Source organism: Streptomyces sp. NPDC001933 (genome assembly GCF_042890955.1).
GTDB lineage: Bacteria > Actinomycetota > Actinomycetes > Streptomycetales > Streptomycetaceae > Streptomyces.
This window is the reverse complement of sequence record NZ_JBIASS010000036.1, coordinates 25,138-47,274: the sequence shown is the minus strand read 5'-3', so window position 1 is coordinate 47,274 and position 22,137 is coordinate 25,138. Positions and strand designations below refer to the sequence as shown.

Annotated in this window: 3 protein-coding genes; all 3 read right to left on the bottom strand. The window is 72.0% G+C overall.

What is annotated here, in order from left to right:
- The coding region (locus ACFYY7_RS41115) for a type I polyketide synthase (protein ID WP_388670203.1) at positions 1-10,262 on the bottom strand (10,262 nt) is incomplete at its 3' end.
- Positions 10,263-10,350: 88 nt separating this feature from the next.
- Positions 10,351-20,484, bottom strand: a complete 10,134-nt coding sequence (locus ACFYY7_RS41110; RefSeq protein ID WP_388670206.1) for a type I polyketide synthase — start codon at positions 20,482-20,484, stop codon at positions 10,351-10,353.
- A gap of 288 nt (positions 20,485-20,772) precedes the next feature.
- Positions 20,773-22,059, bottom strand: coding sequence for a 3-deoxy-7-phosphoheptulonate synthase (locus tag ACFYY7_RS41105; RefSeq protein ID WP_388670200.1), 1,287 nt, complete (start codon positions 22,057-22,059; stop codon positions 20,773-20,775).
- Positions 22,060-22,137: the final 78 nt, after the last annotated feature.

Here is a 22,137-nt window from a genome sequence, read left to right as displayed (position 1 = left end):
GCGACCAGCGAGGCCGAGCAGGCCGTGTCCACCGTCACGGCCGGTCCTTCCAGACCGAACGTGTACGAGATACGACCCGACACCACACTCGCCGCATTGCTGGTCATCGAGAGGCTGTCGGCATCGGTGACACCGAGGAGGAGGGTGGCGTAGTCCTGGCCGTTCGTGCCGGTGAACACACCGGTACGGCTGCCACGAACCGACGCCGGATCGATCCCGGACCGCTCGAACGCCTCCCACGACGTCTCCAGCAGCAGCCGCTGCTGCGGGTCCATGCCGAGGGCCTCGCGCGGCGAGATCCCGAAGAGGGCGGGGTCGAAGTAGCCGGCTTCGTAGAGGAATCCGCCCTGGTCCGTGTACGAGGTGTTGGGCGTGCCGCGCTCCGGGTCGTAGAGCCGCTCCACGTCCCAGCCCCGGTCGACGGGGAAGCCGCCGAGGGCGTCGCGGCCCTCGGCCAGCAGATCCCACAGCTGCTCGGGGCTGTTCACACCGCCGGGGAAGCGGCAGCTCATCCCGACGATCGCGATCAGGTCGTCGTCGGCCGCGGATCCGGCTCCGGCCACGGCCGAACCGTTGCGCGCCGTGCCGTTGGCTGCCGTGGCGTTGTCGTCGCCGAGGAGGCTGGTCCGCAGGTGGTGCGCGAGAGCCTCGGGCGACGGGTGGTCGAACGCGAGGGTCGCCGGCAGCGCCAGCCCGGTCACGGCCTTCAGGCGGTTGCGCAGTTCGACCACGGTGAGGGAGTCGAAGCCGAGGTCCTGGAACACCCGGCCCGGCTGCACGGCTTCGGCGGTCGCGTGGCCGAGGACGGCGGCGGCCTCGCCGCGTACCAGCTTGAGCAGAGTCTGGTGCTGTTCGGCCGTGGAGAGGGCCCGCAGCCGGCCGAGGAACGCGGAGCTGGTCTCGTCCTCGCCGTCCCGGGCCCGCTCGACCGCGGCCAGCAGGCTGCGGACCTCCGGAATCTCGGAGATCAGCGGCTGCGGGCGGGCAGCGGTGAAGCGGGGGGTGAACCGGTCCCAGTCGATGTCGGCCATCGCCACGCAGGGCTCGTCGCCGACCGCCGCGCGCTGCAGGGCGAGCACGGCCAGGTCCGGGTCCATGAGGGGCAGCCCGCGCTTGCGCATCAGCTCGCCGGCCTCGCCGTCGGCCATGCCGCCGCCGCCCCAGGCGCCCCAGGCGATGGAGGTGGCGGCCAGACCGCGCGAGCGGCGCTGCTGGGCGAGCGCGTCGAGGTGGGCGTTGGCGGCGGCGTAGGCGCCCTGGCCCGCGCTGCCCCAGACACCGGCGCTGGAGGAGAAGAGGACGAACGCATCCAGCGCGGTGTCTTCGGTGAAGTACGCGTCGAGGAGGGTTGCTCCGCCTGTCTTCGCTCCCAGAACGGCATCGATCTCAAGGTCGGTGAGGTCGGTGACGGCGCGGGTGGGGCCGATGCCTGCGGTGTGCAGAACGGCGCTGATCTTGTCGCCCGCCTCGTGCAGTCCGTCGAGAAGCCGGTACAGGGCCGTGCGGTCGGCGACGTCGCAGGCCGCGATGGTCACCCGTACGTCCATGGCGGTGAGTTCGTCGCGGAGTTCGGCCGCGCCGGGGGCATCGGTGCCCCGGCGGCTGGTGAGGACGAGGTGCTCGGCGCCGTTGCCGGCCAGCCAGCGGGCGATGCGTCCGCCGAGAGCCCCGGTGCCGCCGGTGACGAGAACGGTCCCCCGCGGGGTCCAGGCCGGTGCCGGCTCGCCGAACGGTGCCCGCACCAGTCGGCGTACGAAGACCCCGGAGCCGCGGACGGCCAGCTGGTCCTCGTCGTCGGTGGCCGCCAGCACCGCGCAGAGGCGGGCGGCGGCGCGGTCGTCGAGTTCCTCCGGGAGGTCGACGAGACCGCCCCAGCGCTGCGGCAGTTCGAGCCCGACGACCCGTCCGAGGCCCCATACGGCGGCCTGCTCGGGGCTGGTGATCCGGTCGGCCGCCCCGACCGAGACGGCTCCCCGGGTCAGGCACCACAGTGGCGCCCGTACGTCCGCGTCGTCCAGCGCCTGGACGAGAACGGCCGTACCGTGCAGGCCCACGAGCGAGACCACACCGTCGGCCGGTGCACCGGCGAGGGTCGCGGCGAGCGAGGACCGGTCGGCCAGGACGACACGCGTGACATCGGCACCATGCGCCACGAGTGCAGCGGCGACGGCTTCCGCGTACGGGGCCTCGGCAGCCTCCTCCGGAACGATCAGGAACCAATGGCCCGGCAGTTCGGGGTCGGTGGTCGGTACGGGCTTCCAGGTGATCCTGTACTGCCAGTCGTCCAGCGTGGCGTGGCTGCGCCGCTCGCGCCGCCACTCGGAGAGCAGCGGAAGCACGTTCGCCAGCGATGCCTGGGTCGTGTCGTCGCCGTCGGCGATGTCGAGGGTGTCGAGCAGCTGAGCAACGTCCGCCCGCTCGACGGCCTCCCAGAAGCTCGCGTCGACCGGGTCGGCGGCAGCCTTGGCCTCGGCCGGGGCAGCAGGCGGCTCGGGCCAGTAGTGCTGGTGCTGGAAGGCATAGGTGGGCAGGTCGGTGCGCTGGGCGCCGGTGTCGGCGTAGTACGTCGTCCAGTCGATGCGGGTGCCTCGGACGTGGAGTTCGGCCACGGCGGTGGTGAGCGCTGCGGTCTCGGTACGGTCCTTGCGCAGGGCCGGTACGAAGCCGGCGTCCTCCGTCACGCACGACTGGCCCATCGCGGAGAGGACACCGCCGGGCCCGAGCTCCACGTAGGTCGTGATGCCCTGGGTTTCGAGGTGACGCATTCCGTCGAGGAAACGGACGGCCTGGCGGACGTGGTCCACCCAGTAGTCGGCGCTCAGCAGCTCCTCGCCCGCGACCTCGCCCGTGAGGTTGGAGACGATGGGGAACTTCGGTGCGTGGAAGGTCAGGCCCTCGGCGATGGTCTTGAACTCGGCGAGCATGGGCTCCATGCGCGGCGAGTGGAACGCGTGACTGACGCGGAGGCGCTTCGTCTTCCCGAAACCGGACGCGATGGCGAGTACGGCGTCCTCGTCACCGGAGATGACGACGGAGTCCGGACCGTTCAGAGCGGCGATCGAGACACCGTCGACCAGCAGCGGCAGGATCTCCGCCTCGGTGGCCTGGACGGCGACCATGGCTCCGCCGGTGGGCAGTGCCTGCATGAGGCGGCCCCGGGCGGCGACCAGCGCCGCCGCGTCCTCCAGGGACCAGACGCCCGCGACGTGCGCGGCGGCCAGCTCACCGATCGAGTGGCCGAGGAGATAGTCCGGGGTGACACCCCAGTGCTCCAGCAGCCGGAACAGCGCAACCTCGATCGCGAACAGCCCGGCCTGGGTGTAGACGGTCTGGTCGATCAGCTCCGAGCCGCCGAGGACGATGTCCTTGACCGGCTGGTCGAGGTGCCGGTCGAGTTCGGCGCAGACCGCGTCGAAGGCATCCGCGAACACCGGGTACGCCTCGTACAACTCACGGCCCATCCCCGACCGCTGCGAACCCTGACCCGAGAACAGGAACGCCGAACGACCGCTGACTGTCTGGCCCTTCACCACGCCCGCGGCCGTCGCTCCAGCAGCCACCGCCCTCAGCAGTGCCTCCCGGTCCTCACCGACCACCACCGCACGGTGCTCGAACGCCGTACGCGTCACAGCCAGCGAGTAGCCCACATCGACCGGCGAGGCAGTGCCCACCAGGCCGAGCAACCGCTCCGCCTGACCCGCCAACGCCTCCTCCGACCGGGCCGACAGCACCCACGGCACCACCGGCAACACCGACCCGACAAACGGCGCCTCAACAGGCTGTTCCTGCGCCTGCTCCAGAATCACGTGCGCGTTCGTCCCACTGATCCCGAACGACGACACACCAGCCCGACGCGGGCGATCGCCCACCTCCGGCCACTCCCGCGCCTCCGCCAGCAACTCCACCGCGCCCGCCGACCAGTCGACGTGGGTGGAGGGCTCGTCCACGTGCAGGGTCTGGGGCAGCACCCCATGACGCATGGCCATGACCATCTTGATGATGCCTGCGACACCGGCGGCGGCCTGGGTGTGGCCGAGGTTGGACTTGACGGAGCCGAGCCAGAGCGGCCGGTCCTCCGTGCGTTCCTGGCCGTAGGTGGCGATGAGGGCCTGGGCCTCGATCGGGTCGCCCAGGGAGGTGCCGGTGCCGTGGGCCTCGACGACGTCGACCTGGTCGGCGGAGACCTTGGCGTTGGCCAGGGCCTGGCGGATCACCCGCTGCTGCGACGGGCCGTTCGGGGCAGTCAGGCCGTTCGACGCGCCGTCCTGGTTGACCGCCGATCCGGAGACGACCGCCAGGACCTGGTGGCCCTTACGGCGGGCCTCGGAGAGACGCTCGACCAGCAGAACCCCGACACCCTCGCCCCAGCCCGTACCGTCCGCAGCGTCCGAGAACGACTTGCACCGGCCGTTGAAAGCGAGGCCGCCCTGCCTGCTGAACTCGGCGAACGTCGTCGGCGTCGACATGACCGTCACACCGCCCGCGAGCGCCATCTCGCACTCGCCCGAGCGCAGCGCCTGGATCGCCCAGTGCAGCGCGACCAGCGACGACGAGCAGGCCGTGTCCACCGTGACCGCCGGGCCCTCCAGACCCAGCGCGTACGCGACACGCCCCGAGACCACGCTGCCCGCATTGCCGGTGCCGAGGTACCCCTCGGTGTCGTCGGCACCGGACAGACGGGTGACGTAGTCGTGGTACATCAGGCCGGCGAAGACGCCGGTACGGCTGCCGCGTACGGTCGCCGGGTCGATCCCGGCCCGCTCCAGCGCCTCCCAGGACGCCTCCAGCAGCAGCCGCTGCTGCGGGTCCATCGCCAGGGCCTCGCGCGGCGAGATCCCGAAGAAGTCCGCGTCGAAGCCGGGGGCGCCGTAGAGGAACCCGCCCTCCAGCGTCAGCGACCTGCCGTCCCCGTCGTGCCGGGGGCCATCGCCGTAAAGGCTGTCCAGGTCCCAGCCGCGGTCGGTGGGGAAGGCGGAGATGCCGTCGGTGCCGGTGGCGACGAGGTTCCAGAGGTCTTCGGGGGAGGTGATGTTGCCGGGGTAGCGGCAGGCCATGCCGACGATGGCGATGGGTTCGTCGTCGCCGGCAGTGGTCGTGGTGGTGGTCGTGTTCGTGGTGGTGGTTTCGCCGGAGAGTTCGTCGGTGAGGTGGTCGGCGAGTTGTCCGGCGGAGGGGTAGTCGAAGACGAGGGTGGCCGGGAGGCGCAGGCCGGTGACGGTGTTGAGGCGGTTGCGGAGCTCGACGGCGGTGAGGGAGTCGAAGCCCAGCTCGGTGAAGGCACGTTCGGCCGGGACCGCTTCGCCGGACGCGTGGCCGAGGACGGCCGCGACCTCGCCTCGTACGGTGTCCAGGATCAGCTGGGTGCGCTCGTCGGTGCCGAGGGTCAGCAGGCGTTGCACGAGCGCGGAGGACTGACCGCTGCCGGCCCGCGCCGCACGACGATGCGTCGTACGGATCAGACCACGCAACAGATGCGGAACGACAGGGGCCTTGCGCAGCACACCGAGGTCCAGCCGGACCGGGGCGAGGACCGCCTCGTCAGCTCCGAGTGCCTGGTCGAAGAGCGCCAGCCCCTCCTCGACCGACAGTGGCGGGATGCCGCCGCGCCGCATGCGCGCGATGTCGGCCGCGTCGAGGCGACCTGCCATACCGCCCTCGGCCCAGGGGCCCCAGGCGAGGGAGGTGGCGGGCAGGCCCTGGGCGTGGCGCTTGGAGGCCAGGGCGTCGAGGAAGGCGTTCGCGGCGGCGTAGTTGGCCTGGCCCGCGGAGCCCAGGACACCGGCAGCCGAGGAGAACAGCACGAAGAACGACAGATCGAGACCGGCCGTGAGCTCATGGAGATACCAGGCCGCATCAGCCTTGGGACGCAGAACACCCGCGACCCGCTCCGGGGTCAACGACTCCAGCACACCGTCGTCCACGACACCCGCGGCATGCACCACACCCGCCAGACCGCCCTCCCGGACGATCCCGGAAACCACACCCTCCAGCGCACCCCGGTCCGTGACATCACACTCCACCCACCGGACCGACGCCCCCAGCCCCTCCAGCTCCGCGACCAGCCCGGTCCCCGCCCGCCGCGACACCAGCACCAGATCCCGCACACCCCGCACCGTCACCAGATGACGCGCCACCAACCCACCCAGCGCACCACCCGCACCCGTGACCAGAACCGCACCCCCGGACCCGGAAGCCCCCGCAGCCCCGGCAGCGTCCGAGCCGACGGGGGACACAGCAACCCGCCCCAGCCGGGGCACCAGCACCTCACCCCCACGAACCGCCACCTGCGGCTCACCCAGACCAACCAGACCCGCAACCCCATCGAACCCCGCGGGATCACCCTCCACATCAACAAGAACAATCCGCTCCGGATGCTCCGACTGCGCCGAACGCACCAGCCCCCACACCGCAGCCGCACCAAGATCCGAAACCTCACCCACCGCACCACACGTCACCACCACCAGACGAGCGGACGACTCGTCGGTCAGCCAACGCTGAAGCCGGGCGAGCACCTCGGTGACACGGCCGTGGACATCCGCAACCACATCGGCATCGGCGTCGGCATCAGGGCCAGGAACAGCCAGAACATCGAACTCCCCCACCGGATCGGCGGCCGGGGCTGTCGGAGCCGGCACCCAGTCCAGCCGGAACAGCGAGTCGGAGCCCTCGCGCGGCGAAGCCCCTTCGATCTGTTCGGCCGTCACCGGCCGCAGGACGAGCGCGTCGACGCGCCCGACACGGGCTCCGGTACCGTCGGCGAGGTCCAGCGCCACCGCGCCGCTCCGGCCTTCCGAGATCCGGACCCGCAGCACGGGCGAGCCGACCGCGGACAGGCTCACACCGGTCCAGGCGAACGGCAGCCCCGGGCCCTCAAGGCCGCCCAGGCCACCACTCGCCCCGATGGCGTGCAGGGCGGAGTCGAGCAGCGCGGGGTGCAGACCGAACCGGCCCGCCTCGTCCCAGAGGTCCTGGTCGAGTGCGACCTCGGCGAACACCTCGTCCCCGCGCCGCCACGCCGCCCGCAGGCCCTGGAAGACGGGCCCGTAGCCGAACCCGGAACCGGCCATGTCCTCGTACAGTCCGCCGGTCTCGACGACCACCGCATCGCGCGGCGGCCACTCGGCGAGCCCGACAGCGGGGTGCGCAACGGCCTCGGCGGCGACGACACCGGACGCGTGCAGAGTCCAGGTCTCGTCCTCGACGCTGTCGGCCGGGCTGGAGTGGATGGCGACCGGACGACGGCCGTCCTCGGCCCCGGCACCCACGACGACCTGGAGGATCGCGGCACCGCGCTCGGGCAGAACCAACGGCGCCTGGATGGTGAGTTCGTCGAGCACCGCACAGCCGACGCGCTCACCGGCATGCAGCGCAAGCTCGACGAACGCGGTGCCGGGCAGCAGGACCGAGCCGAAGACCGCGTGATCGGCGAGCCACGGGTGCGAGTCCAGCGACAGCCGGCTGGTGAAGAGGGAGACGTCCTCGCCCGCGAGCGCGACCGAGCCCACGAGCAGAGGATGCTCGGAAGAGCTCAGACCGACGCTGGTCAGATCACCGGCCGGGACGGAGTTCTTGGGCCAGTAGTGCTGGTGCTGGAAGGCGTAGGTGGGCAGGTCGACGCGCTGGGCTCCGGTGTTGGCGTAGTACGCGGCCCAGTCGACGGAGGCGCCGTGCGCGTGCAACTCCGCCACGGCGGTGGTCAGTGCCTCGGTCTCGGTGCGGTTCTTGCGCAGGGCGGGGAGGAAGGCCGCCTCGTCGCCGGTGACGCAGGACTGGCCCATCGCGGAGAGGACTCCGCCGGGGCCGAGCTCCAGGTACGTCGTGACGCCCTGGGACTCCAACTGCCGTACCCCGTCGAGGAAACGGACCGCCTGGCGGACATGGTCCACCCAGTAGTCGGCCGTCAGCAGCTCCTCACCGGCCAGTTCCCCAGTGAGGTTGGAGACGATGGGAAGCTTCGGGACGTGGAAGGCCAGGCCCTCCGCGACCGTCCTGAACTCGGCGAGCATGGGCTCCATGCGCGGCGAGTGGAAGGCATGGCTGACGCGGAGCCGCTTCGTCTTCCCAAAACCGGAAGCGATGGCCAGCACCGCATCCTCGTCACCCGAGATGACGACGGAGTCCGGACCGTTCAGAGCGGCGATCGAGACACCGTCGACCAGCAACGGCAGGACCTCCGCCTCGGTGGCCTGGACGGCGACCATCGCGCCACCGGTCGGGAGCGCCTGCATCAGACGACCACGCGCGGCAACGAGGGCTGCCGCGTCCTCCAGGGACCAGACACCCGCCACATGCGCGGCGGCCAGCTCACCGATCGAGTGGCCGAGCAGGTAGTCGGGGGTGACCCCCCAGTGCTCCAGCAGCCGGAACAGCGCAACCTCAACAGCGAACAGCCCCGCCTGCGTGTACATGGTCTGGTCGATCAGCTCCGACCCACCGAACACCACATCCCTGACCGACTCGTCCAAGTGCTTGTCGAGCTCCGCGCACACCGCGTCGAAGGCATCGGCGAACACCGGGTACGCCTCGTACAGCTCACGCCCCATCCCCGACCGCTGCGAACCCTGACCCGAGAACAGGAACGCCGACCGACCGGCCGCCCCCACAACACCCCGCACCGTGCCGTCCGCGATCGCTTCCAGGCCGCGGACGAAGTCCTCGTGCGTGCCGCCGACCACCACCGCGCGGTGCTCGAAGCGTGCCCGTGTCAGGGCGAGCGAGTAGCCGATGTCCAGCGACGACGCCTGACCCACCCGGGCCAGCAGCCGTTCCGCCTGAGCCGCCAGCGCCTCCCCCGACTTGGCCGAAAGCACCCAAGGCACCACCGGCATCGCCGGCTTCACCGGCACCACCGACTCGACAGCAGGAGTCTCGACCGGCTCTTCCTGCGCCTGTTCCAGGATCACGTGCGCGTTCGTACCGCTCACGCCGAAGGAGGAGACGGCGGCGCGGCGCGGCCGCTCCCCCGTCCCGGGCCACTCCCGGGCATCGGTCAGCAGCTCCACCGCGCCCGCCTCCCAGTCCACCTGGGACGTCGGCCGGTCGGCGTGGAGGGTTCGGGGCATGACGCCGTGGCGCATGGCCATGACCATCTTGATGATGCCCGCGACACCGGCGGCGGCCTGGGTGTGGCCGATGTTCGACTTCAGGGAGCCCAGCCACAGCGGCCGGCCTTCCGCCCGCTCCTGGCCGTACGTGTTGATCAGTGCCTGGGCCTCGATCGGGTCGCCCAGGGTGGTGCCGGTGCCGTGGGCCTCGACGACGTCGATGTCGGCGGCGGAGACGCGCGCGTTGGCGAGGGCCTGGCGGATGACGCGCTGCTGCGACGGGCCGTTCGGGGCGGTCAGGCCGCTGCTGGCGCCGTCCTGGTTGACGGCCGATCCGCGGATCACCGCGAGGATCCGGTGGCCGTTGCGGCGGGCGTCCGAGAGCTTCTCGACGAGGAGCATGCCGACGCCCTCGGACCAGCCGGTGCCGTCCGCGTCGTCCGAGAAGGACTTGCAGCGGCCGTCGAAGGAGAGACCGTCCTGACGGCTGAAGTCGACGAAGGTGCCCGGCGTCGACATGACGGTCACGCCGCCCGCCAGCGCCATGGAGCACTCGCCCGAGCGCAGCGCCTGGATCGCCATGTGCAGGGCGACCAGCGACGACGAGCAGGCCGTGTCCACCGTAACGGCCGGGCCCTCCAGGCCCAGGGTGTAGGCGATGCGGCCGGTCACGACGCTGCCGGAGGTGCCGGTGCCCAGGTAGCCTTCGACGCCCTCGGGGAGGGACTGCATGAGCGTCAGGTAGTCGTGGTACATCAGGCCGGCGAAGACGCCCGTACGGCTGCCCTTGACCGTGGCAGGGTCGATGCCCGCGCGCTCGAACACCTCCCAGGATGCTTCGAGCAGCAGCCGCTGCTGCGGGTCCATCGCCAGGGCCTCGCGCGGCGAGATCCCGAAGAAGCCGGGGTCGAACTCGGTGGCGCCGTCCAGGAAGCCGCCGGCCCATGCGTTGGACGTGCCCGCCTCGTCGATGCCGAACAGCCGCTCGACGTCCCATTCCCGGTCGGTCGGGAACTCCGAGATGCCGTCGCCGCCGTTCTCGACGAGCCGCCACAGGTCCTCGGGGGAGCCGATGCCTCCCGGGTAGCGGCAGCTCATTCCGACAATGGCGATGGGCTCGCGGTCGCGGTCCTCGAATTCACGCAGTCGGGTACGGGCCTCCCGCAGATCCGCCGTGGCGCGCTTGAGGTACTCGAGGAACTTTTCCTCGTTCGACATGACGTGGCACTCCTTGAGAGCGAGGCGGGGGCGGCGCAGGGGGCGCGGAAGTCCCCGCGCCGGTCGACGCGGGGACGATCACGAGGGGTCAGGAAAGTCCCAGCTCGCCGTCGAGAAGGTCGAAGAGCTCGTCCGCGGTCGCGGATTCGAGGTCGGTCGCGTCGTCCTGGCCGTCACCGGCCGTGGGCCGGCTGTCGGTCCAGGCCGAGAGCAGACCGCGCAGACGTTCCGTGACCTGGGAACGGTCGTCGTCGTCCGCGGGGACGACGGCCAGCGAGGCTTCGATCCGGTCCAGTTCGCTGAGCAGCGCGAGGGCGGACACCTTGGTCTCCGAGGCGAGTTCCTCGGAGAGGTGGCGGGCCAGCGCCTCCGGCGACGGGTGGTCGAAGATCAGGGTGGCCGCCAGTTTGAGGCCGGTGACCTGGTTGATCCGGTTGCGGAGCTCGACGGCCGTGAGGGAGTCGAAGCCGATCTCCAGGAAGCCCCTGCTCACCTCGATCACGGCGGACGAGGAGTGGCCGAGCACGGTGGCGATCGCCTCGCGGACCACGTCGAGCACCGCGCGGTAGCGCTCGTCGTCGGTGTGCCGGGACAGCTGCTCCTTGAGGGACGCCGCCGTTTCGGCACCGGGCCGGCCGGCCGCGGCCTGCGGACGGGTGGCCGTACGGAAGTACGGGCGCAGCAGTGGCGGCAGCATGTCGGCGCGTACCTGCGACTCGTTCGGGGTCAGCCGGGTGAGGAGCAGGTGCGGCTCGGTGGCGCGGGCGGCGGCGTCGAAGAGGCCGAGGCCCTGCTCCGCGGAGAACGGGGCCATGCCCGCCCGGCTCATGCGGGCGATGTCGCCCGCGCCGAGCTCGCCGAGCATGCCGCCCTCGCCCCAGGGCCCCCAGGCGAGCGAGGTGGCGGGCAGGCCCTGGGCACGGCGTACGGCGGCCAGGGCGTCCAGGAAGGCGTTGGCCGCCGCGTAGTTGGCCTGGCCGGGTCCGCCGAAGGTTCCGGCGGCGGAGGAGTACAGGGCGAAGAAGGACAGGTCGAGGTGGGCGGTGAGTTCGTGCAGGTGCCAGCCCGCGTCGGCCTTGGGCCGCAGCACGTCCGTGATCCGTTCGGGGGTGAGGGATTCGAGGACGCCGTCGTCCACGACACCGGCCGCGTGCACGACGCCGGCCAGGCCGCCGTCCTGCGCGGCGATCTCGTCGATGACCGCTGCGAGCGCGGCGCGGTCGCCCGCGTCGCAGGTCACCCAGCGGGCGGTGGCGCCGAGGTTCTCGATTTCCGCGATGAGTCCGGGGCCGTCGGGGCCGCCGCCGGGACGGCGGGCGGCGAGTACGAGGTTCCGTGCGCCCCACGTCTCGACGAGGTGGCGGGCCACCAGGCCGCCGAGGCCGCCGCTCGCGCCGGTGACGAGCACCGCACCGTCGACGGCGGGGAGGGGCTGGGCGTCCGGGTCCGGGTCCGCGACGCGTGCCAGGCGCGGTACGTACACCTCGCCGGCGCGGACCGCGGCCTGCTGCTCGCCGGAGGCTGCGAGAGCGGCGAGGAAGTCGTGACCCTCGACGGAGTCGTCGAGGTCGACCAGGCCGACCCGGTGCGGGTGTTCGGACTGGGCGGAGCGCACCAGGCCCCATACCGCGGCCGCGGCCAGGTCCGAGACCTCGGAGCCGCCTGCGGCCACCGCGCCGCGGGTCACGACGACCAGGCGCGCCCGGTCGTCGTGGTCGGCGCCCAGCCAGTCCTGCAGCCGGTTCAGGACGTCGGACACCCGCTCATGCACGCCGGACACCACGTCGGTGCCGCTTACGGAGCCGAGCGCGGGCACTTCGAGGACCGTCACGGCGTCGGCGTCGGCATCGGCATCGGCATCGGCATCGGCATCGGCAGAAGTGGAGGCAGAGGTGGGGACACCGGCGGGCGTCCATTCCAGGCGGAACAGCGAGTCGGAGCCGCCCTGGGAGGGCGGCGCCAGCTGTCCGGCGCTCAGCGGGCGCATGACGAGGGAGTCGATCCGCGCGACCGGCGAGCCGGCCGCATCGGCCAGATCGAGCGATACGGCTCCGCTGTCGGCGGTGGTGATCCGCACCCGCAGCACCGGCGAGCCGACCGCGTACACGCTCACGCCGGTCCAGGCGAAGGGCAGTTGGCCCCCCTCGGCGAGAGAGCCGCCGCTGACCCCGATGGCGTGCAGGGCGGAGTCGAGCAGCGCCGGGTGCAGACCGAAGCGGCCCGCCTCGTCCCACACGTCCTCGGGCAGTGCCACCTCGGCAAAGACCTCGTCCTTGCCGCGCCACACCGCTCGCAGGCCCTGGAAGACGGGCCCGTATCCGTAGCCGATCTCGTTCATGAAGTCGTACACGCCGTCGACCGGTACCGGCTCCGCGTCCTGCGGCGGCCACGCCGTCAGGGCCAGGCCGGCCTGGCCGGCGGTGTCGGTCACGAGTACGCCGCTCGCGTGCCGCGTCCAGCGGGCCGCGGCTTCATGAGCCGGACGGGAGTGGATCTCCAGCGGGCGTCGGCCGTCCTCGGCGGGACCGGCCCACAGCTGGAGGACGACGGCGTCCGCGGTGCCCAGGACGAGCGGGGCGGCGATGGTCAGCTCCTCGACGCGGTCGCAGCCCGCCTCGGCCGCGGCATGGGCGGCGAGATCGACGAACGCGGCACCGGGCAGCAACACCGTGCCCATGACCGCGTGGTCGGCGAGCCAGGGGTGGGTGTCGAGCCCGATCCGGCCGCTGAGCAGCAGCCCGTCCGATCCGGCGATGCTGACGGAAGCGTCGAGGAAGGGGTGCTCCGTGGTTCCCATGCCCATCTGGCTGAGGTCGCCGAGTGCAGGTCCCGAGGAACGAAGCCAGTAGTGCTCGTGCTGGAAGGCGTAGGTGGGCAGGTCGACGCGTCGGGCGCCGGTGTTCGCGTAGTACGCGGCCCAGTCGACGGAGGCGCCGTGCGCGTGCAGCTCCGCCACGGCGGTCGTGAGCGCCTCGGTCTCGGTACGGTCCTTGCGCAGGGCCGGTACGAAGCCGGCGTCCTCCGTCACGCACGACTGGCCCATCGCGGAGAGGACGCCGCCGGGCCCGAGCTCCAGGTACGTCGTGACGCCCTGGGACTCCAACTGACGCATTCCGTCGAGGAAACGGACAGCCTGGCGGACATGGTCCACCCAGTAGTCGGCGCTCAGCAGTTCCTCGCCCGCGACCTCACCCGTGAGGTTGGAGACGATGGGGAACTTCGGGGCGTGGAAGGCCAGGCCCTCGGCGACCGTCCTGAACTCGGCGAGCATGGGTTCCATGCGCGGCGAGTGGAACGCGTGACTGACCCGGAGGCGCTTCGTCTTTCCGAAACCGGACGCGATGGCCAGCACCGCATCCTCGTCACCCGAGATGACGACAGAATCCGGGCCGTTCAGAGCCGCGATCGACACGCCCTCCACCAGCAGCGGCAGGACCTCCGCCTCCGTGGCCTGGACAGCAACCATCGCCCCACCGGTCGGCAGCGCCTGCATCAGACGACCCCGGGCAGCGACCAGCGCCGCCGCGTCCTCCAACGACCACACACCCGCCACATGCGCGGCGGCCAGCTCACCGATCGAGTGCCCCAGGAGATAGCCCGGGGTCACCCCCCAGTGCTCCAACAGCCGGAAGAGGGAGACCTCAACAGCGAACAAGCCGGCCTGCGTGTACACGGTCTGGTCGATCAGCTCCGACCCACCGAACACCACATCCCTGACCGGCTGGTCGAGATACCGGTCCAGCTCCGCACACACCGCATCGAACGCGTCCGCGAACACCGGGTACGCCTCGTACAGCTCACGCCCCATTCCCGAGCGCTGCGAACCCTGACCCGAGAACAGGAACGCCGAACGGCCACCCCGCACAGCACCACGGACGACACCCGGGGCCGGTATGCCTGCGGCGATCGCCTTCAGTCCGGTGAGGAACTCCTCCCGGTCGCCTGCGACGACGACGGCGCGGTGCTCCAGATGTGCGCGGCCCGTGGCCAGCGACCAGGCGGTGTCCAGCGGCGCCGGACCGGCGGACGTCTGCCCGCTCACATGCTCCGCGAGCAGTTCCGCCTGTGCTCGCAGGGCGCTCTCCCCGCGGCCGGACAGGACCCACGGCACGGTGGCCGGGGCCGGTCGGCCGGGGGGCGTGACGCCTGCGGTGCCGCGCGCGACGGCCGGCGGTTCTTCGAGGATGGTGTGGGCGTTGGTGCCGCTGACCCCGAAGGAGGACACTCCCGCGCGGCGCGGCCGCTCCTCGCCGGCCGGCCAGTCGCGGGCCTCGGTCAGCAGTTCCACCGCGCCCGCCGACCAGTCCACCTGGGTGGACGGCGTATCGACGTGGAGGGTCCGGGGCAGCACCCCGTGACGCATCGCCATGACCATCTTGATGATGCTCGCGACACCCGCCGCAGCCTGCGTGTGGCCGATGTTCGACTTCAGGGACCCCAGCCACAGCGGCCGGTCCTCCGCCCGCTCCTGTCCGTAGGTGGCGAGCAGCGCCTGGGCCTCGATGGGGTCGCCCAGGGTGGTGCCGGTGCCGTGGGCCTCGACGACGTCGATGTCGGCGGCACTCAGGCCGGAGCCGGCGAGGGCCTGGCGGATCACACGCTGCTGGGCCGGGCCGTTGGGGGCGGTCAGGCCGTTGGACGCACCGTCCTGGTTGATCGCCGAGCCCCGTACGACCGCGAGAACGTCGTGGCCGTTGCGTACGGCGTCCGAGAGCCGCTCGACGAGCAGGACCCCGACGCCCTCGCCCCAGCCGGTGCCGTCCGCCGCGTCCGCGAACGCCTTGACGCGGCCGTCTCCGGCGAGCCCGCCCTGTCGGCTGAACTCGGCGAAGACCGTACCGGTCGCCATCACGGCGACACCGCCGACGAGGGCGGCCGAGCATTCACCGCCGCGCAGGGCCTGGACGGCCATGTGCAGGGCGACCAGTGAGGACGAGCAGGCCGTGTCGACCGTCACCGCCGGGCCCTCCAGGCCCAGCGTGTAGGAGACCCGGCCGGAGAGCACTGCGGTGGCCGTGCCGGTCATGAGGTAGCCCTCGGTGCCCTCGGGGGTACGGGTGACATCGCTGCCGTAGCCCTGCGAGGAGGCGCCGATGTACACGCCGGTGCGGCTGCCCCGCATCGATGAGGGGTCGATCCCGGACCGTTCGAGGGCCTCCCAGGAGGCTTCGAGCAGCAGCCGCTGCTGCGGGTCCATGGCCAGGGCCTCGCGCGGGTTGATGCCGAAGAACCCGGCGTCGAAGTCGCCCGCACCGGCGAGCCAGCCGCCCGCGGCCACCGGCCGGTCGGCCGGGTCGCTGCCCGGCCAGCCCCGGTCGGCGGGGATGTCGCCCACGGTGTCGATGCCGTGGGCGACCACGCGCCAGAGGTCCTCCGGGGAGTTCGCGCCGCCCGGGAAGCGGCAGCTCATGCCGACGATGACGACCGGGTCCTCGTCCGGTCCTGCCCCGGTCGGGGACAGTGCTGTGGACTGAGCCGCGGAGTGCGCCGTGGACTGATCGGCGGACGGGTCCCCGGCCGGCTCGTCGAGGACGAGGGTGAGGAGGTGACCTGCGAGCTCCGCGACCGTGGGGTGGTCGAAGACGAGGGTGGCGGGCAGGCGCAGGCCGCTGGCGGTGTTCAGGCGGTTGCGTACGTCCACGGCGGTCAGCGAGTCGAAGCCGAGTTCGCGGAAGGGGCGCGCGGTGTCGAGCGCACCCGCGTCGGCGTGGCCGAGGGCTGCGGCGGCCTCGCCGCGTACCAGTTCCACCATACGGTTGCGCTGCTCGGCCGGGGTCAGCCCGGCGAGCCGGCGCTGGAGGGCGGAGGTGACGCCCGATTCGGCGCCGCCCGCCTCGGCCTCGGCCGCGTCGAGGATCTCCCGTACCTCGGGGAGGTCTTCGAGGAGCGGGCTGCGGCGCGCCACGGTGAAGGAGGGGACGAAGCGGTCCCAGCGGATGTCGGCGACGGTCAGGGTGGTCTCGCCGTGCTCGACGGCCTGGCGCATCGCGTTGATCGTCAGGTCGGGGTCCATGACCGGCAGACCTCGGCGGCTGAGCAGTTGCTCCGCCTCGCCCTTGGCCATGCCGGCGCCGCCCCAGGCGCCCCAGGAGACGGCGGTGGCGGTGCGGCCGCGGGCGCGGCGGTCCGCGGCGAAGGCGTCGAGGTAGGTGTTGGCCGCGGCGTAGGCGCCCTGACCGCCGCTTCCCCAGATTCCGGAGATCGACGAGAAGACGACGAAGGCGTCGAGCGGGTCGTCGCCGAGTGCGTGGTCGAGGTTGCGTGCGCCGGCCGCCTTGGCGGTGATGACATCGGCGAACGTGGGGTGGTCGGTGTCCTCGATGGAGCTGAGCTGGCTCACGCCTGCCGTGTGGATGACCGCGGTGACGGGGTCTCCCTGGCTGCGCAGGCCGGCGACGAGGTTCTCGACGGCGGTGCGGTCGCTCACGTCGCAGGCGGCGATCGTGGCGCGGACGCCCTTGGCGGTGAGTTCGGCCTCCAGCTCGGCGGCGCCGGGTGCGGCGGGGCCCCGCCTGCTGGTCAGGACGAGGTGTTCGGCGCCCTGGTCCGCGAGCCAGCGGGCGATGAACGTGCCGAGGGCCCCCGTGCCGCCGGTGATCAGGATGGTGCCCCGGGGGTTCCAGGACTGTACGAGCTCGCCGAAGGGGGCGCGGACGAGGCGGCGGGCGAAGACGCCGGAGGCGCGTACGGCGACCTGGTCCTCGTCGCCGGTGGTGCCCAGGATTCCGGCGACCCGCGCGAGGGCACGGTCGTCGAGGACGGCGGGCAGATCGATCTGGCCGCCCCACCAGCCCGGGTGTTCCAGGCCGACCACACGGCCGAAGCCGGTGACGGTCGCCTGCGCCGGGTCGGCCGGCGGGTCCGACCTGCCGACGGCCACGGCGCCGCGCGTGACGGTCCACAGCGGAGCCGGACCCGCGGCCTCGATCAAGAGCTTGACCAGGTCGACGGTGGCGATGAGACCGCCCGGCAGGGCCGTGAACTCGGCGTGCGGGGTCTCGTCCAGACCGACGAGCGAGACGATCCCGTCGATGTCCGGCAGCCCGGCGTCGGGGAGACCTCGGAGCGTCGTACGAACGATCTCGGCGCCGTGCCGGGCCAGGCCGTCCGCGAGGGTGTCCGCGAGTTCGGCGTCGCCGTCGGCCGGGTTCTCGGGCACGACGAGCAGCCAACGGCCGGAGAGGGCGGCCTCCGTGGTCGAGGGGACGGGCTTCCAGGTGACGCGGTAGCGCCAGGAGTCGATGGTCGAGCGCTCCTGGCGGCTGCGGCGCCAGGAGGTGAGCGCGGGGAGAGCCGCGCGCAGCGGCTCGGTGTCGGCGCCGTCCAGGGCACCGGCGAGGGCTTCGAGGTTGCCCTGCTCGATGGCCTGCCAGAAGCGGGCCTCGTCCGGGTCGACGGTCTGTGCGGCCGCGACGGTGGCTCCGTACTGGAACTCGGGCCAGTAGCGGGTGCGTTGGAAGGCGTAGGTGGGGAGGGCGACGCGGGTGGCGCCGGTCCCGAAGGCGGTCGTCCAGTCGACGTCGACACCGTGGCAGTGCGCCTCGGAGAGGGACATCAGCAGCCGCTGCGCCTCGTCCTCGTCACGACGCAGCGTGCCGATCGTTGCCGCGTCACTGCCGACGTCCTCGATGGTCCCCTGGAGGCCGATCGTGAGGACCGGGTGCGGGCTGACCTCGATGAAGACCGTGTGACCGTCACCGAGGGCGGTGCGGGTGGCCTGCTCGAACTCGACCGTCTCGCGCAGGTTGTTGTACCAGTACCCGGCACCCATCTCCGTACCGTCGAGCAAACCACCCGTGAGGGACGAGTACAGGGCAGTGTCACCGGACTGCGGAGCGATGCCCGCGAGCAGCTTCGCCAGCTCCGTCTCGATCTCCTCCACGTACGCGGAGTGCGAGGCGTAGTCCACGTCGATCTTGCGGGCGCGGACGTCATCGGCCTGACAGTCGTTGACCAGCTCGCCCAGAGCCTCCGGATCACCCGAAACCACCACGGACGAAGGCCCGTTGACGGCGGCGATGGAGATCCGGCCGTCCCACGCCGCGATCTTCTCCCGCACCCAGGCGGCGGGCTGCGCCACCGACACCATGCCGCCACGGCCCGCGAGCGCGATGATCGCCCGGCTGCGCAGCGCCACAACCTTCGCCGCATCGCCCAGCGAGAGAATGCCCGCGACCGCCGCAGCGGCGATCTCGCCCTGCGAATGACCGACGACCGCCGCCGCACGGACCCCGAACGACCGCCACACCTCCGCCAAGGACACCATCACGGCCCACAGCACCGGCTGGACCACATCCACCCGGTCCAACCCCGGCGCGCCCTCGGCGCCACGCACGACGTCCAGCAGCGACCACTCCACGTACGGCTCCAACGCCGCCGCACACTCCGCCATCCTCGCCGCGAACACCGGCGAGGACCCCAGCAACCCCACCGCCATCCCGAACCACTGCGCCCCCTGCCCCGGGAACACGAACACCGGACGGGAACTGCGCCCTGCGGTCCCGCTCACCACGGCGGCGGAGGGTGTGCCCTCGGCGAGGGACTCAAGGGCGGCGAGGAAGTCCGCATGCTCACCGGCCACCACGGCCGCCCGGTGGTTGAACGCCGTCCGGGTCAGGGCGAGGGAGTGGCCGATGTCCGCGAGCGGGATGTCGGAGTGGTCGCGGAGGTGCGCGTGGAGGCGTTCGGCCTGGGCGGCCAGGGCCTGTTCGGTCTTGGCCGACAGCACCCACGGTACGGCGGGGGTGCGCAGGGCCGGGGCCTTGGATGCTTCGTCCGAGGCTCCATCAGTGGCTCCACCAGCGGCGCCACCCGTGGCTTCGGACTTCGCTTCGCCCGCCGTACCGTCCGCCGCCCCCTCCGCCGGCTCGGCGACGGCCTCCGGGGCCTGCTCGATGAGGATGTGTGCGTTGGTGCCGCTCATCCCGAACGAGGACACGCCGGCCCGGCGCGGCGCACCGGTCGCGGGCCAGGTGCGGGCCTCCGTGAGCAGTTCGACGGCACCGGCGGACCAGTCGACGTGCGGCGAGGGCTCGTCGGCGTGGAGGGTCTGCGGCAGGACGCCGTGCCGCATGGCCATCACCATCTTGATGACCCCGCCGACACCGGCGGCGCCCTGGGTGTGGCCGATGTTCGACTTCAGCGAGCCGAGCCACAGCGGGCGGTCCTCGGGCCGGTTCTGGCCGTAGGTCGCCAGCAGCGCCTCGGCCTCGATCGGGTCGCCCAGCCTCGTACCCGTGCCGTGCGCCTCGACGACGTCGACATCGGCGGTGGTCAGGCGGGCGTTGGCGAGGGCATCGAGGATGACTCGCTGCTGAGAGGGGCCGTTGGGGGCGGTCAGGCCGTTGGAGGCGCCGTCCTGGTTGACGGCGGAGCCGCGTACGACGGCGAGGATGTCGTGGCCGTTGCGGCGGGCGTCGGAGAGCCGTTCCAGCAGCAGGATTCCGACGCCCTCGCTCCAGCCGGTGCCGTCCGCGGCGGCGGAGAACGCCTTGCAGCGGGCGTCGGCGGCAAGGCCGCCCTGCTCGCTGAAGCCGCCGAAGGCGCTGGGCGTCGACATGATGGTCGCGCCGCCGGCCAGGGCGAGCGTGCATTCGCCGTTGCGCAGGGCCTGGGCGGCGAGGTGGATGTTCACGAGGGAGGTCGAGCAGGCCGTGTCGACGGACACGGCGGGGCCTTCGAGGCCGAGCGTGTAGGCGATGCGGCCGGAGACGACGCTCGCCGCCGTGCCGGTGAGGATGTAGCCCTCGGTGCCCGCGGGGGGCGGGGCCAGCAGATGGGAGTAGTCCTGGCCGGTGGTTCCGGTGAACACGCCGGTGCGGCTGCCCGCGAGGGAGTCGGGGGTGATCCCGGCGGTCTCCAGGGCTTCCCAGGCGCACTCCAGCAGCAGCCGCTGCTGCGGGTCCATGGCAAGGGCCTCGCGGGGCGAGATGCCGAAGAACGCCGGGTCGAAGTCGGTGGCGTCGTAGATGAAGCCTCCTTCCTCGCGGAAGGAAGCGCCCTCCTGGGGCCCGGGGCCGGTGTCGCCACGGCTCCATCCCCGGTCCTCGGGGAAGTCCGACACCGCGTCGATGCCGGAGTCGACCAGCTGCCACAGCTGTTCGGGGTTCCGTACACCGCCCGGATACCGGCAGCTCATGGCGACGACGGCAATCGGCTCGCTGTCGCGGGCCTCCGCTTCCCGCAGGCGCTGACGTGTCTGGTGCAGGTCCGCCGCAACCAGCTTCAGGTAATCCCGAAGCGTCTCTTCGTTCGCCATTCATCCCCACCCTGGGCAGCAGCCAGCGCATCGCGTCTTTGGGAGTTCTTCTCCGTATCGAGGGAAAACGCGAAGGGATTCAGGACGACATCAGGACCGACCCGACCCGATCTCAGGTCCGCATTATTCTCCTCAATACAACTCTCGACGCGAAGCTATTCCAGCCGGTGAGTGGCCTTCAACCCCTGAAGGGATCCGAGGCCCCCCTATGAGGGCGGTCCGGATCGTTTCCCGAGTTTTTCTCTAGCGGGTTCATGTCCAGACAGCGGCGGCGGTCGGCACGCGACGCGTGGCCACGATCTCGGCGACGCGCTGGGCCAGTTCCAGGGACTGTTCGCGGTTGAGGCGCGGGTCGCAGGCGGATTCGTAACGGGAAGCCAGGTCGTCGTGGCCGATTCCGGCGAGGCCGCCGACGCACTCGGTCACGTCCTCCCCGGTCATCTCCAGGTGGATTCCGCCGGGGTGGGTGCCGAGCGCGCGGTGCACGTCGAAGAATCCGGTGATCTCGTCGAGGACGGCGTCGAAACCACGGGTCTTGTGGCCGGAGGGCGCGGTGTACGTGTTGCCGTGCATGGGGTCGGTGACCCAGCCCACGCGCGCACCGGAGGCGGCGACCTTCTCCACCAGGAGGGGCAGGTTCTCGCGTACGACCGTGGCCCCCATGCGCACGACGAAGGTGAGCCGGCCCGGCTCCTGGTCGGGGTCGAGCCGCTCGATCAGCGCCAGCAGCTCGTCGGGCTCGGCCGTCGGCCCGATCTTCACCGCCACCGGGTTGCGGATCCCGGCCAGGTAGGCGATGTGGGCGCCATCGGGGTCGCGGGTGCGCTCGCCGGCCCAGAGCAGGTGACCGGATCCGGCGTACGGGCGGCGCGAGTACGGGTCGATGCGGGTCAACGGCATCTCGTAGTCGAGGAGCAGCGCCTCGTGGGAGACGAACAGTTCCTCGGGTACCTGCCCGCGGGTCGTCGTGGGGCTGCCGCCGACCAGGGCGCGGGCGAGGTTCAGGGTCGCCGCGGCGGCCTCGTGGGCGCGCAGCATCCGGTACGGGTCCGGGGTGCGGGCCGCCGCCGTGAACTCCTGTCCGTTGACGGACTCGCCCCGGTACGAGGGGAGGGTGACGCCGTCGCGTACCTCGACGGCGCTGGACCGGGGCTTGGCGTACTGCCCGGCCATCCGGGCGAGCACGACGACGGGCAGGGCGGTGCGGCCGGACAGCGCGGCAGCCATCCGGGAGAGCGTGTCGAGCCGGTTCTCCATGACCGACAGGGAGGTGTCGAGGCTTTCCGCGCAGTCGCCGCCCTGGAGCAGCACGGCCCGGCCCTCGGCCACCGCGGCCAGCCGGTGCTTGAGCAGGTCGCTCTCGCGCGGCATGACGAGCGGGAGGCTCACGGCCAGGCGGTGCTTGACCTTGCTGAGCACCTCGGTGTCGGGCCAGCCGGGCTGCTGAGCAACGGGGCGCCAGGAAACGGGCTCCTGAGCAACGGAGCACTGGGCAACGGGTCGCTGGGCAACGGAGTGACGGACTGGGGAGGTTTGCATCAGACGGCCTCGTCATGTCGCAGGGAAGTCGCGTACGCCGGAGGGACCAGCAGGCACAGTGAGCGTCCTGCCGCGCGG